We start from the raw sequence: 15420 nt of genomic DNA, 5'->3' as shown, positions 1-15420 counted from the left end.
ACCTCACTTCGCCATCATGAACGTGTGGATGCTGAACATGATCCAGATCGACAGACCAACCAGCAGTGCAATCACGATCGCGGCAAAGACAAATGCGATGACGTTGTTACGCTGAGCCGACGAACGATCCAGGTGCAGGAAGTACACCAGGTGCACCAGCACCTGGATCACGGCGAACGCCACGACGATCAACAAAGTGATCGACTTTGGCAACGTCGGGTACATCACCAGACCGAATGGAATCAGGGTCAGGATGACCGACAGGATGAAGCCAATGCCGTAGGACTTGACGCTGCCGTGGCTGCCGTCGTCGTGGCCATTGTGGGAATGAGCGTTAGCCATTTACATAGTCCCCATCAGATAAACAACGGTGAATACGCAGATCCACACGACGTCCAGGAAGTGCCAGAACAGGCTCAGGCAGCTCAGACGGGTCTTGTTGGTCGCCGTCAGGCCGTTTTTCTGCACCTGATACATCATGATCGCCATCCAGATCAGACCGCTGGTCACGTGCAGACCGTGGGTACCCACCAGGGTGAAGAACGCGGACAGGAAGCCGGAACGGTTAGGGCCGTAGCCTTCGGAGATCAACATGTGGAACTCGTTGATCTCCATGCCGATGAAGCCGGCACCGAACAGGAAGGTCAGGGCCAACCAGCCCAGGACCTGCTTCTTGTTGCCACGGAAGAACGCCAGCATGGCGAAGCCGTAGGTGATCGAACTGAACAACAGCAGAGCGGTTTCGCCCAGCACGTATGGCAGTTCGAAGATGTCGTGGCCCGACGGGCCACCCGCTACGTTGTTAACCAGTACCGCGTACGCTGCGAAGATCGACGCAAACAGAATGCAGTCGGTCATCAGGTAGAGCCAGAAACCGAATACGGTCATCTCGCCCGAGTCGTGGTGGTGGTCATCGTGCCCATGGTCATGACCATGGGCGTGTCCAACATTGGTCACTAAGTTCGACATGGTTTAAGCCTGTTCCAACGAGGTTTCAACACGGGTGGTGGTGGCACGGACTTTACCGGCCGCTACCAGACGCTTGTGCTGCTCGGCTTCGATGCGCTCGATCACGTCGACCGGCACGTAGTAGCCTTGATCATCACGGGCCGCGTGGATCGCGAAGTAGATCACGGTGCCAGCCAGGCTCGCGATTGCCAGCCACCAGATGTGCCAGATCATCGCGAAACCGAACACGGTCAACAGCGCGCCCATGACCACACCGGTAGCGGTGTTGTTTGGCATGTGGATCGGCTCGTACTTGGCCGGGGCCTTGTACGCGGTGCCGTTTTCCTTGGCTTCGGTGAACGGATCGACAACGTCGGCTTTTGGCAGCACGGCGAAGTTGTAGAACGGAGGTGGCGACGAGGTCGACCATTCCAGGGTATGGGCATTCCACGGGTCACCGTGTTCGCACATGTTTTCTGGCTTGTTGCGGTCACGCACACTCACGTAGAGCTGGATCAGCTGGCAAGCGATACCCACGGCAATCATCACCGCACCGAACAGAGCCACGTACAGGTAAGGCACCCACTCAGGGTTGGTGGTGGCGTTCAGACGACGGGTCATGCCCATGAAGCCCAGTACATAGAGCGGCATGAACGCGACGAAGAAGCCGGTGATCCAGAACCAGAATGCAGCCTTGCCCCAACCTTCGTGCAGCTTGAAGCCGAACGCTTTAGGGAAGTAGAAACCGAAACCTGCGATGTAACCGAATACCGCGCCGCCGATGATCACGTTGTGGAAGTGCGCGATCACGAACAGGCTGTTGTGCAGAACGAAGTCAGCACCCGGAATGGCCAGCAGTACACCGGTCATGCCGCCGATGGCGAAGGTCACCATGAAGCCCAGGGTCCACATCACCTGGCTGGTGAAACGCAGACGGCCTTGGTAAATGGTGAACAGCCAGTTGAATAGCTTCACACCCGTCGGGATGGAAATCAGCATCGTCGCCAGACCGAAGAAGGCGTTGACGCTGGCGCCCGAACCCATGGTGAAGAAGTGGTGCAGCCAAACCATGAAGCCCAGGATCGAGATCGCGCCCGATGCGTAGATCATCGAGTGGTGGCCAAACAGTTTCTTGCCCGAGAAGGTCGAAACGACTTCCGAGAAGATACCGAAGGCCGGCAGAATCAGGATGTAAACCTCAGGGTGACCCCAAGCCCAGAACAGGTTGACGTACATCATCGGATTGCCACCAAGTTCATTGGTGAAAATGTGGAAATCCATGTAACGGTCAAGCGTCAGCAGTGCCAGGGTAGCGGTCAGGATCGGGAACGAAGCCACGATCAGAACGTTTGCCCAGGTGCAGGTCCAGGTGAAGATCGGCATGTCCATCAGCTTCATGCCAGGGGTACGCATTTTCAGCACAGTGGCCAGGAAGTTGACCCCCGTTAGCGTCGTACCTAACCCGGATAGCTGTAGCGCCCAGATGTAGTAATCCATCCCCACGCCCGGGCTGTATTGCAGGCCCGACAGCGGCGGATAGGCAACCCAACCGGTCTTGGCGAATTCGCCGACGCCCAGGGACAGGTTGATCAGCACCACGCCGGAAACCAGCAGCCAGAAGCTCAGGGAGTTCAGGAACGGGAAGGCAACGTCACGCGCGCCGATCTGCAGCGGCACTGCAAGGTTCATCAGGCCGGTGAAGAATGGCATCGCCATGAAGATGATCATGATCACACCGTGAGCGGTGAAGATCTGGTCATAGTGTTCAGGTGGCAGGTAGCCAGGCGAACCCTCGGTGGCCATGGCCAACTGGGTACGCATCATGATGGCGTCGGCAAAGCCGCGCAGCAGCATAACCATGGCGACGATGATGTACATCACGCCGATTTTCTTGTGGTCGACCGACGTCAGCCACTCGGTCCACAGGTAGGTCCACTTCTTGAAGTAGGTGATTGCAGCGAACAGTGCCACGCCACCCAGCGCGATCATGGCGATGGTCACCATCACGATCGGCTCGTGGAACGGGACCGCTTCCCAACTTAATTTACCAAACATCGTTTACTCCTCTGCCCCGGCAGCTGAATGCGAGTTCATGTCCGTAGCGGCCACTTCTTTCTCTTTCTTCTCGTGGTGCACCTTTGGACCCGGTTTCATGCCTTCGTACTTGTCGACGATGATCTGGAACAGGTTCGGTGTAACCGAGGAGTAGAGCTCGACTGGGTTGTTCTGGCTCTGCTTGGCAAGAGCTGCGTATTCAGCCTGTTCAAGCTTTTTAGGTGCCTTTTTGACTTCATTGACCCAAGCGTCGAATTCTTCCTGGGTCGTTGCGGTCGCTTTGAATTTCATGCCGGTGAAGCCAGCGCCGCTGTAGTTGGCGGAGATACCGTCCATTTCAGCGTTCTCGTTGGCGATCAGGTGCAGCTTGGTCTGCATGCCCGCCATCGCGTAGATCTGGCCGCCCAGCGCAGGGATGAAGAACGAGTTCATCACAGCGTCGGAAGTGATCTTGAAGTTGATTGGCGTGTGCGCCGGGAACACGATCTTGTTGACCGTGGCAATGCCTTGTTCCGGGTAGATGAACAGCCACTTCCAGTCCAGCGCGACCACTTCGATGGTCACAGGCTTGACGTCGGATTCCAGCGGCTTGTACGGATCCAGGGCGTGAGTCGACTTGTAGGTGACGTAACCCAGGGCAATGATGATCATGATTGGCACAGCCCACACCGCGATCTCGATCTTGGTGGAGTGGTTCCACTTCGGCGTGTAGGTGGCGCTGGTGTTGGAGGCGCGATATTTCCAGGCGAACAGGAACGTCATCACGATCACCGGAACCACGACCAGCAGCATCAGCAGCGTTGCGGTGATGATCAGGTTTCGCTCATCCAGACCCACCTGGCCCTTGGGGTTGAGCAAGGTCATGTTGCAGCCTGACAGCAACAACGCGCCGATCAGGGGCAATAAGCCTAGTAGTCTGGGGTACCTGTTTTTAATCATCTCACGACCTCTAAAGCAGCTTGCGCCATGCAGTTGGGTTTTGATCGCCAACACTTCACCCTGCCAAGGGTTGGCATTTTTCTTGGATTGAATAAGGGCTTTCCCGTCGTGCGTCAGACGCGTTTCGACAAATCCTGGGCTAGCGTTGAGTTCTTATTCGAATTCGTGGTCAAAGGCCTTGTTACAGACCAATTCCATTTGGTGCGGATAGTTGGAGGCACCGACACCTGGAGTCGCATGAAGCCATCTTGGCCTCCCGACACCCTGCATCTGCTCATGCTCCTCAGTGAGGGTGAGCAGCGTCGGGATTTCAGTGCGGGCGATTGTAGATATGTAACGTTTTATAAACCATGTCTTATCCCGAAATAATTTATATCCACAGTCGCAACAATTCGTCGCAGAACGTGCAAAAGTGGCGCATCTTAACGAAATTGATTCTCAACAAAAACACCAAAAATAGTAGGGCTACCATCCACAATTCAGACAGCATCGAAGACTGCCCTACTGTGCTTTACCCGGCCGAAGCCCCCATATGGCAAGGGCTCTGGCAAATTGCCAGAGGCTGTTAAAACTGCCTGCTCCAGCCTGACGACGGCAAGACGGCCAATCGGAACAGCAGGCCAATTTCATTGCGTGAAGACGTACCAATTGGCGACCTTGAAACACACTGCGACACTCATGATGTGACAACATGTCGCACACCTGTCGCACCCTCCGTTGCCGCACATCACAGACTTTTTACCTGCCCTCTGAGAATGCAAAACGCCCCGGTCCTCTGTGCAAGGACCGGGGCGTTTTTTGCTGCCGTTATGGGTTTGCCGATGATCTCAGCGCAGTGCCTTGCGGTTACGCACAGTGAGCAGTGGCACCAGAATCACCACCAAGACGAAGGCCACCAGCGCCCATTGCGCCAGGGACAAACCGAGGATCGGCGGGTATGGCGTGGAGCAGAAACCATCGACCTGGAAGCCCAGCGGGAAGATCTTCGCCAGCGGCAAATCATCGACAATCGGCTGCAGCACATCGATGCCACAACTCACGGCCGGATAGAACTGCGTATAAACGTGATGCCCCGCCACACCGACGCCTGCCAGCGCGCAGATCACCACCAGGGTTTCAAACACCGTGATGCTGCGACGGCCGCGCATGGCCGCACCGATAAAGGCAAAGATCGCGATCAACAGCAGGGCATAACGTTGCAGGATACACAGCGGGCAAGGTGCCTCGCCCAGTACGATTTGCATGTACAGCGCGCCGCCGATCAACGCCAGACAGATAATGCCCAGCAACACCAGATAGCGCCGTTCACGCCCCAACCGCATTGTTTCCTCGCTCATCGCGTTTCCCTTCAAGATATCGATTGCCCGCCAGTCTACACGCTGAGTTTGCTCTTGGAGAGAGCCGGGGGATATCGGGGAAATAGACGATAGGCGGGTTAAGAAGGGATTAACTTTCGGGTGGATTTTTTAGTTTGAGACCGGGGTGAAGCAATCGCGGGCAAGCCTCGCTCCTACGGGATTTATGTCGTTTGAATAAAATCCCGTAGGAGCGAGGCTTGCCCGCGAAGAAGGCGACGCGGTGAGCCTGACTCACCGCGCCCAACCGTTTACTCCAACACCGCAGCCGGCCCGAAGAACTCGTAACGGCTTTGCTTCTCAGGCACGCCCAGTGCCTTGAGGTGACGCTTGACCGCGGCCATGAAGCCTTTCGGCCCCAGGAAATAAGCATCCACGTCACGCTCGGCAGGCAGCCATTGGCCCAACTGCTCCTGACTCAGCAACCCGACCTTGTCCGCCGCCGGGCTCACGCCGTCGTCTTCGTCATAGCAGTAGAAGCGCTTGAGTTGCGGATGACGCTCGGCCAGTCCGTCGATCCAGTCACGGAAGGCGTGAGCTTTGCCGTTGCGAGCACAGTGGATGAAATGCACCGGCCGCTTGGTTTCCAGCGCTGCTTCGAGCATCGCCAGGGTCGGGGTGATGCCAACGCCGCCACTGATCAACACCAGCGGTTTGTCGCTGGCGGTCAGGGTGAACTCGCCCGATGGCGGGAACAGCTCAATGCTGGAACCGACATGCAAGTGGTCGTGCAGGTGGTTGGAAGCGCGACCGCCCTCTTCACGCTTGACGCTGATGCGGTACTGACCTTTGTTGGCCAGGGCAGACAGCGAATAGTTGCGACGGATTTCTTCACCGTCGAGGAACAGTTTCATGCCGATGTACTGGCCAGGCTCTGCCTCGAGAATCGGGCCTTTGTCCACCGGTTCGAAGTAGAACGAGGTGATTTCCGCACTTTCCTCGACCTTGGCCGCGACGATGAAATCCCGCGAGCCGCGCCAGCCGCCCGGTGCCTGTTCTTTCTGGTCGTAGATGCTGGCTTCAGCACCGATCAGGATGTCTGCCAGTTGCCCATAAGCCGCCCCCCACGCCGCGATCACTTCCGGGGTGGCGATTTCTTCGCCCAACACTTCGGCGATGGCGCGCAGCAGGCAGCTGCCGACAATCGGGTAGTGTTCCGGCAGGATCTGCAAGGCCACGTGCTTGTTGATGATCTTGGCCACCAGGTCGCCCAACTGGTCGAGTTGGTCGATGTGGCGTGCATACATCAGTACGCCATTGGCCAGCGCACGGGGTTGGTCACCGCTGGTCTGGTGGGCCTGGTTGAACAGTGGGCGAACTTCCGGGTACTCGGACAGCATCATGCGGTAGAAGTGAGTGATCAACGCTTCACCACCGCTCTCCAGCAGCGGCACAGTGGATTTGACGATGGCACGGTCTTGGACGCTAAGCATAAAGTGACTCCAGAGCTACAAGGGTTTCTAACTATTGCCCTATGCTTATCAGGTTCCGTGCCAACATAAAATTCCTTGAAAATCAGCACCTTAACAACATGATAGTCATATCGACACAGCTTGCTTTATAGTCACACCGACTACATGGAGTCACTATGACTGCAAAATCCCTGCTTACTGCCCTGTTGCCACTGGTCTCGGACCTGTCCCGCGAACTCCCCGAAGGCGAGCGTTATCGGCGCTTGCTCGAAGCCATGCGCGCCCTCCTGCCTTGCGACGCCGCCGCCCTGCTGCGCCTTGATGGCGAATGGCTGGTGCCACTGGCTGTCGACGGCTTGAGTACAGACACCCTTGGCCGACGATTCAAAGTCAGTGAACACCCACGCTTCAAGGTGTTGCTCAGCAGTCCCGGTCCAACCCGGTTCGCCGCCGACAGCGACATGCCCGACCCTTACGACGGCCTAGTCGATGGCCTCGAAGACCACCTGGAAGTCCACGATTGCATGGGCTGCCCACTATTCATCGACGAGCGTCCATGGGGGTTGCTGACCCTGGACGCCCTCGACCCCGAGCGATTCGAACCGATCGAACTGGACGCCCTGGAAGCTTTTGCCAGCCTCGCGGCCGCCACGGTCAATGCCGCCGAACGCATCCAGCGCCTGAACAACCGCGTCGAAGACGAACACCATCGCGCCGAGGTTTACCGCCAGGCCAGTGGTCAGCAGAACCGTGAAATGATCGGTCAAAGCAAGGCGCACAAGCGTCTTGTGGAGGAAATCAATCTGGTGGGCGGCAGCGATCTGACCGTGCTGATCACCGGGGAAACCGGGGTTGGCAAGGAGTTGGTGGCCCAGGCCATCCACGCCGCCTCGCCCCGGGCCGACAAGCCAATCATCAGCCTCAACTGCGCCGCGCTGCCCGATACGCTGGTGGAAAGCGAACTGTTTGGTCACGTGCGCGGCGCCTTCACCGGGGCGCTGAGCGATCGGCGCGGCAAGTTTGAACTGGCCAATGGCGGTACGCTGTTTCTCGATGAAGTCGGCGAGTTGTCGCTGACGGTACAGGCCAAGTTGCTGCGTGTGCTGCAAAGCGGCCAGTTACAACGCCTGGGTTCAGATAGGGAGCATCGGGTCGACGTGCGACTGATCGCGGCGACCAACCGTGACCTGGCTGAAGAAGTGCGCAGCGGTCGTTACCGCGCCGACTTCTATCACCGCCTCAGCGTTTATCCGTTATTAGTCCCGGCCCTGCGTGATCGTGGCCGCGATGTGCTGCTGCTCAGCGGCTACTTCCTGGAACAGAATCGCTCACGCATGGGCCTCAACAGCCTGCGCCTGAGCAGCGACGCCCAGGTGGCGCTGCTGGCGTACGACTGGCCGGGTAACGTGCGGGAACTGGAACACTTGATCGGCCGCAGCGCCTTGAAGGCCTTGGGCAACTGCAAGGAACGGCCAAAAATCCTCAGTTTGAGCGCTGCCGACCTCGACCTGCCCGATGGCAACATTGAAGTGAGCGCCGAACAACCGCCCGTGGCTGCGGTGGCGCTGGTGACGGGGGATTTGCGCCAGGCCACCGAAAACTATCAACGGCAGTTGATCGGCGCGTGTCTGGAGCGGCACCAAAACAATTGGGCGAGCGCGGCGCGGGAGTTGGGGCTGGATCGGGCGAACCTTGGGCGAATGGCCAAGCGATTGGGCATGAAGTAAAGCCAAAGATCGCAGCCTTCGGCAGCTCCTACAGGGAAGCGCACCCTTTGTAGGAGCTGCCGCAGGCTGCGATCTTTTGAATCAGTTAAAGCCTGCCCCCAACAAGTCGATAACCCGGCATCGATAGCTGTTGGCGAACGTCGTAATCGCCCTTCACCTTTTTTCAAAGAAGGTTTTTATGTCCACCACCAAAGCCCGCGCGGATTCACTTTCGCTTCTGCTGTTTACCTTGCGCAGTGGCAAGCTGATGGCGATCAACCTGCTCAAAGTCAGTGAAATCATCCCCTGCCCGCCGCTGACCAAGTTGCCGGAATCGCACCCGCACGTAAAAGGCATCGCCACGCTGCGCGGTGCGTCGTTGTCGGTGATCGACCTGAGCCGCGCCATCGGCGAGCGCCCGCTGGAAGATCCGAACGGTGGTTGCCTGATCGTCACGGATGTCAGTCGCTCCAAGCAAGGCTTGCATGTCCAGGCGGTCAGCAAGATCGTCCACTGCCTGACCACCGACATCCGTCCGCCGCCCTTCGGCTCCGGCGGCTCACGCGCGTACATCACCGGCGTGACCTCGGTCGATGGCACCTTGGTGCAGGTGCTGGATATCGAAAAAGTCATCCACGGCATCGCCCCGGCTCAGATTGAAATGGCGCCGACCGAACTCAGCATGGAAGACGCCGAAGTGCTGGGCAACGCGCGGATTCTGGTGGTCGATGACAGCCAGGTCGCGCTGCAGCAATCGGTGCACACTCTGCGCAACCTCGGCCTGCAATGCCACACGGCGCGCAGTGCCAAGGAAGCCATTGATTGCCTGCTGGACCTGCAGGGCACCGCCCAGCAAATCAACCTGATCGTCTCCGACATCGAAATGTCCGAGATGGACGGCTACGCCTTCACCCGCACCCTGCGCGAAACCCCTGACTTTGCGCACCTCTACGTGCTGCTGCACACCTCGCTGGACAGCGCAATGAACAGCGAAAAGGCTCGTCTGTCGGGTGCGAACGCGGTACTGACCAAGTTCTCTTCGCCGGAACTGACCCAATGCCTGATCACTGCGGCCAAGGCCGTGGCCGCACAAGGTCATTGAACCTTGGCCGGGGATTATTGCTGGCTGATGCGGCGCGACCTGGTTGAGGTGGTGCCCGCCGTCCGCTGGCCAACCGGTATTCAATTGACCCACTACCGGCCCGAACTTGCTGCTGCCGTGCATCACCTGATGGAGCAGGGTTACCGTGATGGCGGCGGTCGCGTGCCGACGCTGGAAAGTTGGCAACAGTTATATGAAACCGATCCTGAACACGATCCCGACCTGTGCTTTGTACTCGTCGATGCCGAAGGCGTGGTTGCCGTGTGCCAGTGCTGGACCAGTGCCTACATCAAGGATCTGGTGGTGCATCCGCGTGCTCGGCGACAAGGCCTGGGTCGCGCGTTGCTGTTGAATGCATTCAAGGTGTTTCAACAGCGTCGGGAAGGATTTGTGGACCTGAAGGTGCTGGAAGACAACCTTCGGGCGCGGCGGTTGTATGAGAGTGTTGGTATGCGTGAGGTCCGCCGGGAATTGGTACCTGCCTGATATGAGGTCTTCGCGGGCAAGCCTCGCTCCTACAAGTACGATGCAATCTGTAGGAGCGAGGCCTGCCCGCGAAGAGGCCCTTACAAACGCGACCAAACCATCAGGCATACTCCAACCTTTACCATTACCGCCATGGATGCCTGCCTCATGAAAGCCGTAACCCTTATCCTCCTCTGTCTCACCGCCCTCGCCACCCAGGCCCATGCCTCCAGCCCCGACGCCTGGGCTGCCTACGACAAAACCGTGCTCGCCAGTTGCACCAAGGCCAGCGGCTTGAAGAACGCCAAACCGGTCGGCACCCCCGCACAGTTCGATGATCGTGTCGGCTACACCGCCGTCCTGCTGCAAGGCCAGTACCCGCAAAAACACATGAAAGGCGCCCAAGGCACGGAGCTGTGTCTTTACAACAAGCAAAGCAAAACCGCGTATGTCACCGAGTGGGATTCCATCCGCACGACCGCCAAGGCGCAATGAGTGGCGCATAACTTGCACCGGTAGCGGCCTTTGCGGCGGCATTCTGGCGCCGTTTCATGCCCTCGGATGCGACTGACCGTTCAATGAATACGACGTTTTCCTGCGTAGGCTGCGGCAAATGCTGCAATGACCACCATGTGGCCCTGACCTTGTCCGAAGCCCGTCTGTGGGCCGCCGACGGCGGTCAGGTGATCGTGCTGGTGGAAGCCTTTTTGAGCAACGGCCTGGGCTTACCGGCAGAGCAACGGGAACATGCCCAACGCCGTTCGGCACTCGTGCGCAGCGCCGACGTCGACGCCTACGTCGCCATCACCTTTGCCGCCTATAACGTTGGTGCCTGCCGGAACCTTGACGAGAACAACCTGTGTCGCATCTACGAACGCAGGCCGCTGGTGTGCCGCATCTACCCGATGGAAATCAATCCACACATCCCCCTGAACACCGCCGTGAAGGAATGCCCGCCCGAGTCGTGGGAAAAAGGTCCGGATCTGATTGTCGGCGGGGAATTGGTCGACCGGGAGCTTTCGGAGCTGATCCAGCGCTCCCGACAGGCGGATCGCGATGACATCCTGGTGAAAGATGCGATGTGCGCGTTGCTGGGGATTCGGACGACAGCACTGAAGGGTGATGGATTTACCGCGTACCTGCCGGACATGAACGAGTTCGTCACGATCTTCGACGATTTGGACGGGCAGACATTGCCGCAATGGAACAGCGAATGGCAGTTCCATGTCTCGGGTGAGGATATTGCCAGGCAGGTTGTGGCGGCGGGCGCGCAGGTCGTGACAGAGGCGCAGGTGAACTATGGGTTTATTTCATTGAGGGCTGCTTGATCAGATAGGGCCTCATCGCGGGCAAGCCCGCGATGACGGCAGGCCTGTCACCGCAAAATCGGATCTTAACGCTTACCCATCGACCGCCGAGTCCCCGGCGGGGCCATGCCCGGTGTCTTGGTGTGGCCATTCTTGGCGCCATTCTTGTACCAAGGCTGGTTGGAACCTTTGGCGGCCGCCAGCTCGCCCGGCTTGAACGGGAACTTGAACGCCAGGATCGCGGCTTTGGTTTCGCCATCGGCGCTGGACTCGACGCCTTCTGGCAGCACGGTTTGCTCGTCGCTCAAGGTCTCGTCAACCGGCGGTTGTTTCGGGGAAGTCATGAATGCTCCGGGTGATGCATAAAGTGTCGGGCCCGGTCAGCGAGCCACGAAAGGCGCCAGTATAACTGGATGACGCGCCGTAATCTGCTGCCAAGCGACTCGCACAAATCCCGGGAAGAATGTTAGCGTGCTCAGTATTCTCCTCCGCCCGACGAGCCTGCATCCATGAAAAAAACCGTCCTCGCCTTCAGCCGCGTCACGCCTCAAATGGTTGAACGCCTGCAACAGGATTTCGACGTCATTGTGCCGAATCCGAAAAACGGCGACATCAATGCCCAATTCAACGAAGCCCTGCCCCATGCCCACGGTTTGATCGGTGTCGGCCGTAAACTCGGTCGTGCGCAACTGGAAAACGCCGCGAATTTGGAAGTGGTTTCCAGCGTTTCGGTGGGCTACGACAACTATGACGTCGCGTACTTCAACGAACGCGGGATCATGCTGACCAATACACCCGACGTGCTCACCGAAAGTACCGCCGACCTGGCTTTCGCCCTGTTGATGAGCAGTGCCCGCCGTGTGGCCGAACTGGATGCCTGGACCAAGGCCGGTCAATGGCAAGCCACGGTTGGCGCCCCGCTGTTCGGTTGCGATGTCCATGGCAAGACCCTGGGGATCGTCGGCATGGGCAACATCGGCGCAGCCATCGCCCGCCGTGGCCGCCTGGGCTTCAACATGCCGGTCATCTACAGCGGCAACAGTCGTAAAGTCGAGTTGGAACAAGAGCTCGGCGCGCAATTCCGCAGCTTGGATCAATTGCTGGCCGAAGCCGACTTCGTGTGCCTGGTCGTGCCGCTCAGCGAGAAAACCAAACACCTGATCAGCCATCGCGAACTGGCGCTGATGAAGCCAAGTGCGATCCTGATCAACATCGCCCGCGGCCCTGTGGTGGATGAACCGGCGCTGATCGAAGCGTTGCAAAACAACCGGATTCGCGGCGCCGGGCTGGATGTGTACGAAAAGGAACCGCTGGCCGAGTCGCCGCTGTTCCAACTGAAAAATGCCGTGACCTTGCCCCACATCGGCTCGGCCACCCAGGAAACCCGCGACGCGATGGCCAACCGTGCCCTGGACAACTTGCGCGCCGCACTCTTGGGCGAGCGACCTCAGGACCTGGTCAACCCGCAGGTCTGGAAAGGCTGACCCCTGTATGACTTTGTAGGCGCTGCTGCAGGCTGCGATCTTTTGATCTTGTTTTAAAGATTAAAAAATCGCAGCCTGCGGCAGCGCCTACAGATTTAGTGTGACGACATAACTTGCAATTCAGTACCCGGCTACTCTGCTGGAAACGGCTATAAACTCCGACGAAATAACGGCACTTACCGTACATTCGGAGTATTTCCATGAGTCACTTCACTACTGCCGGCATCATTAGGCGGAGCAAAATATTGGTCGTCCTGATGGCGGCTCTTTTCGGACTGATAACCCTCACCAACAACTTCACCGACTATGCGGCCTACTCCGACTACATCGGGCGAATCATCAGCATGAGCGATACCGTGGGCAATGATTCCCGGCGTTACCGGTCCAACACCTCTGCAATTTTCCATCACCGCTTTTACTGGGCCATCATCACTCTCGAGATCATCTATACCTTCAGTTTCCTGGCTGGCACTTATCAGCTCTGTCGGAAACTCACAGGAACTCGCAGTGAATTTCATGAAGCCAAGAAGTTCGCCATCATCGGTTTCAGCACCGCACTTTTCGTTTATCAGACTTTATACGTGATCATTCTCAACGAATGGTTCGACATGGAATATTCCGCTCAGCGAAATGCCTTTGACTGGGCCACCACCAATATTGAATACATGTTCTTCGGCCTGATCTATCTATTGGTGGCGAAAGACAATTAAACCCATTGTTGTTCAAGCCAGCTTGCCCGACACGGGGCTCACACTTGCCCTGGGCTTGCGGAACACCAATACGTTACCCAGCATCACCATCACCAGCCCGGCCAGCGCCGGAGCGGTCCACTGGTAGCCTTCTGCAACGGCCGAGACATTGAGCGCCACCACCGGAAACAGCACGGTGCAATAGGCCGCACGCTCCGGCCCCATGCGACCGACCAGTGTCAGGTAAGCGGTGAAACCGATCACCGAACCCGGAATCACCAGATACAGTAGCGAACCGATGTAGCGGGCATTCCACTCCATGTCGAACGGAATGCCTTTGACCAGGCACCACACCGACAGCATGGCCGCTCCGTAAGCCATGCCCCAGGCATTGGTCGTCAAGGGTTTGAGCCCGGCCTTTTGTTGCAGGCTCGACAATATGTTCCCCGCCGAAAAACACAAGGTGCCGCACAAGGCCAGGCCCAGGCCGAGCAGCGTCTGCGGGCTGGCGGTGTGGCCGGCCAGTTCAGGCCAGAACAACAGCCCCAGCCCGAGCAGGCCCAACGCGCCGCCCATCAACACATTTCGGGCGATTTTCTGGCCGAAGAACACCCGCGCATTCAGGGCGTTCCACAGCGTTGCCGTGGAAAACACCACCGCCACCAGACCACTGGGAATCCATTGACTGGCGGTGAGGAAGCACATGAAGTTGACGCAGAACAGGCAGAGTCCCTGAGCCAGGCAGATCAGATGCCCGCGCCGATTCATCACTTGCAGCTTTCGGCTGAGCAGCAACAGCACAAACAGCACGAGCGCGGCGAGGCCGAAGCGGTAAACAATCGATACGGGAATCGCCACCACACCCAGTTGCCATTTCAGGGCAATCCAGGTGGTGCCCCAGATCAGCACGGTCAGCAGGTACAAAGAAAGGTTCATGGCTAAGGCTCCTCGATAGGAGCCCAGTGTCCCGCGCCGCCCCCTGGCGCACTTGCATAAACTTGCGGTTTTGTCGCGGGGCGGGCTGGCAGGGCAACGCCTACGGAGTAGGATGCAGGCATTAGAGAGCACTGAACATGTCCGCACTGGAAACCCTGCAAGTCTTTCAAGCCCTCAACCGCTCGCCCAATGCTCGTCTGGAGCACAGCGCCGAGCTCGGTGACGGCCTCTCTGCAGCCTTGTGGAGCAACCATCACGACGCCCAGGACTACGAAGCGCCGAGCCATCACACGTTGTCGTGCTACATCGCCGGCGGCACCGGCACCTTTCGCCGCGACCAGCCCGGTACCAAGGGCGGCCCGGACAAGCTGTGCGTCCTGCCCGCCGATCATCAGTCCGGTTGGGTGATCAACGGCGATATTCGCCTCGCCCACCTCTATTTCAGTCCCGAACAATTCGCCTTGGGGTGCGTCACGCTGCTGGATCGTGAACCCCGGGAATTGCAGCTGCGCGAGCAAACCTTTCTCGAAGATCCGCGGCAGGCGCAGCGCTTTCGGCAGTTGATTACCCTCAACTGGGACGAGCCCGGCGAACGCCTGCTCACCAGCAGCCTGGCCCACGAAATCCTCAGCCATGCCTTGCTCAGCCAGGTCAGCAATCGACCGGGGTTGCGCCTCAAGGGAGGTCTGGCGGCGCACCAGCGGCGGCTGTTGGTGGAGTACATCGATAGCCATCTGGACGCGGCGATCAGCCTGGGGCAACTGGCGGCGTTGTGCACGTTGTCCGAGTACCACTTTGCCCGGATGTTCCGCGAAAGCTTCGGCCTGCCGCCGCATCAGTATGTATTGGCGCGGCGCTTGAACCGGGCGCGAGAGCTGCTGCGGTCGACATCGCAGCCGCTGGGCGAGATTGCACTGGCTTGCGGATTTGCCAGTGCCAGTCACTTCACCAATCGGTTTCGCCAAGCGTTGGGTGGGACGCCGGGAGAGTATCGGCAGGCGTTCTTGCGTTAGCCTCGATAT

The 15420-nt window shown here is 58.5% G+C and carries 16 protein-coding genes; 8 read left to right on the top strand and 8 right to left on the bottom strand.

The genetic code is table 11. The features are described from left to right. Positions 1-3: 3 nt before the first annotated feature. From cyoD to hmpA, 6 genes are all read right to left on the bottom strand, one after another. Entirely contained in the window at positions 4-342 is a 339-nt protein-coding gene (cyoD, locus tag ABTV22_RS04620; RefSeq protein ID WP_110966435.1) for a cytochrome o ubiquinol oxidase subunit IV, read from the bottom strand. Further along, on the bottom strand, positions 343-969 hold the full coding sequence (locus ABTV22_RS04615) for a cytochrome o ubiquinol oxidase subunit III (RefSeq protein ID WP_110966434.1): 627 nt from the start codon (positions 967-969) through the stop codon (positions 343-345). 3 nt (positions 970-972) lie between these two features. Next, a complete protein-coding gene (cyoB, locus tag ABTV22_RS04610; RefSeq protein ID WP_433738765.1) occupies positions 973-3003 on the bottom strand; it encodes a cytochrome o ubiquinol oxidase subunit I in 2031 nt (676 codons plus the stop codon). 3 nt (positions 3004-3006) lie between these two features. After that, the gene (gene cyoA, locus ABTV22_RS04605) at positions 3007-3942 is read right to left on the bottom strand and encodes a ubiquinol oxidase subunit II (protein ID WP_433738764.1); all 936 of its coding nucleotides are present in this window, start codon (positions 3940-3942) and stop codon (positions 3007-3009) included. An 827-nt stretch (positions 3943-4769) separates the two neighbouring features. Beyond that, complete coding sequence (locus tag ABTV22_RS04600) at positions 4770-5279, bottom strand: disulfide bond formation protein B (RefSeq protein WP_433738763.1); 510 nt, start codon at positions 5277-5279, stop codon at positions 4770-4772. A gap of 269 nt (positions 5280-5548) precedes the next feature. Then, a complete protein-coding gene (hmpA, locus tag ABTV22_RS04595; protein ID WP_433738762.1) occupies positions 5549-6730 on the bottom strand; it encodes an NO-inducible flavohemoprotein in 1182 nt (393 codons plus the stop codon). A 155-nt stretch (positions 6731-6885) separates the two neighbouring features. Here hmpA and norR point away from each other — a divergent pair, with 155 nt between their 5' ends. The 5 genes from norR (at position 6886) to ABTV22_RS04570 (ending at position 11310) form a co-directional block, all read left to right on the top strand. Next, positions 6886-8436, top strand: a complete 1551-nt coding sequence (gene norR / locus ABTV22_RS04590; RefSeq protein ID WP_433738761.1) for a nitric oxide reductase transcriptional regulator NorR — start codon at positions 6886-6888, stop codon at positions 8434-8436. A 178-nt stretch (positions 8437-8614) separates the two neighbouring features. Continuing rightward, positions 8615-9517, top strand: coding sequence for a chemotaxis protein CheV (locus ABTV22_RS04585; protein ID WP_433738760.1), 903 nt, complete (start codon positions 8615-8617; stop codon positions 9515-9517). Positions 9518-9544: 27 nt separating this feature from the next. Continuing rightward, entirely contained in the window at positions 9545-10003 is a 459-nt protein-coding gene (locus ABTV22_RS04580; protein WP_433738759.1) for a GNAT family N-acetyltransferase, read from the top strand. A gap of 147 nt (positions 10004-10150) precedes the next feature. Continuing rightward, positions 10151-10477: a hypothetical protein gene (locus tag ABTV22_RS04575; protein ID WP_433738758.1), complete on the top strand. Its 327-nt coding sequence runs from the start codon at positions 10151-10153 to the stop codon at positions 10475-10477. A gap of 83 nt (positions 10478-10560) precedes the next feature. Further along, complete coding sequence (locus ABTV22_RS04570; RefSeq protein ID WP_433738757.1) at positions 10561-11310, top strand: YkgJ family cysteine cluster protein; 750 nt, start codon at positions 10561-10563, stop codon at positions 11308-11310. Between the two features lie 65 nt (positions 11311-11375). On the opposite strand, the gene ABTV22_RS04565 is transcribed toward ABTV22_RS04570, so the two are convergent. Then, positions 11376-11633 carry a hypothetical protein gene (locus ABTV22_RS04565; protein ID WP_433738756.1) on the bottom strand — a complete coding sequence of 86 codons (258 nt, stop codon included), beginning with the start codon at positions 11631-11633 and terminating at the stop codon, positions 11376-11378. A 165-nt stretch (positions 11634-11798) separates the two neighbouring features. Here ABTV22_RS04565 and ABTV22_RS04560 point away from each other — a divergent pair, with 165 nt between their 5' ends. Continuing rightward, positions 11799-12773 carry a 2-hydroxyacid dehydrogenase gene (locus ABTV22_RS04560; protein WP_433738755.1) on the top strand — a complete coding sequence of 325 codons (975 nt, stop codon included), beginning with the start codon at positions 11799-11801 and terminating at the stop codon, positions 12771-12773. A gap of 200 nt (positions 12774-12973) precedes the next feature. Next, positions 12974-13483 carry a DUF2165 family protein gene (locus ABTV22_RS04555; RefSeq protein ID WP_433738754.1) on the top strand — a complete coding sequence of 170 codons (510 nt, stop codon included), beginning with the start codon at positions 12974-12976 and terminating at the stop codon, positions 13481-13483. A 12-nt stretch (positions 13484-13495) separates the two neighbouring features. Here the strand turns inward: ABTV22_RS04555 and ABTV22_RS04550 are convergent, their stop codons facing one another. After that, the gene (locus tag ABTV22_RS04550) at positions 13496-14398 is read right to left on the bottom strand and encodes a DMT family transporter (protein ID WP_433738753.1); all 903 of its coding nucleotides are present in this window, start codon (positions 14396-14398) and stop codon (positions 13496-13498) included. Positions 14399-14535: 137 nt separating this feature from the next. Here ABTV22_RS04550 and ABTV22_RS04545 point away from each other — a divergent pair, with 137 nt between their 5' ends. After that, positions 14536-15411: a helix-turn-helix domain-containing protein gene (locus tag ABTV22_RS04545; RefSeq protein ID WP_433738752.1), complete on the top strand. Its 876-nt coding sequence runs from the start codon at positions 14536-14538 to the stop codon at positions 15409-15411. Positions 15412-15420 lie beyond the last annotated feature (9 nt).

It is taken from the genome of Pseudomonas putida (assembly GCF_050990305.1).
GTDB lineage: Bacteria > Pseudomonadota > Gammaproteobacteria > Pseudomonadales > Pseudomonadaceae > Aquipseudomonas > Aquipseudomonas putida_AH.
This window is presented reverse-complemented; position numbering and strand designations above follow the sequence as displayed.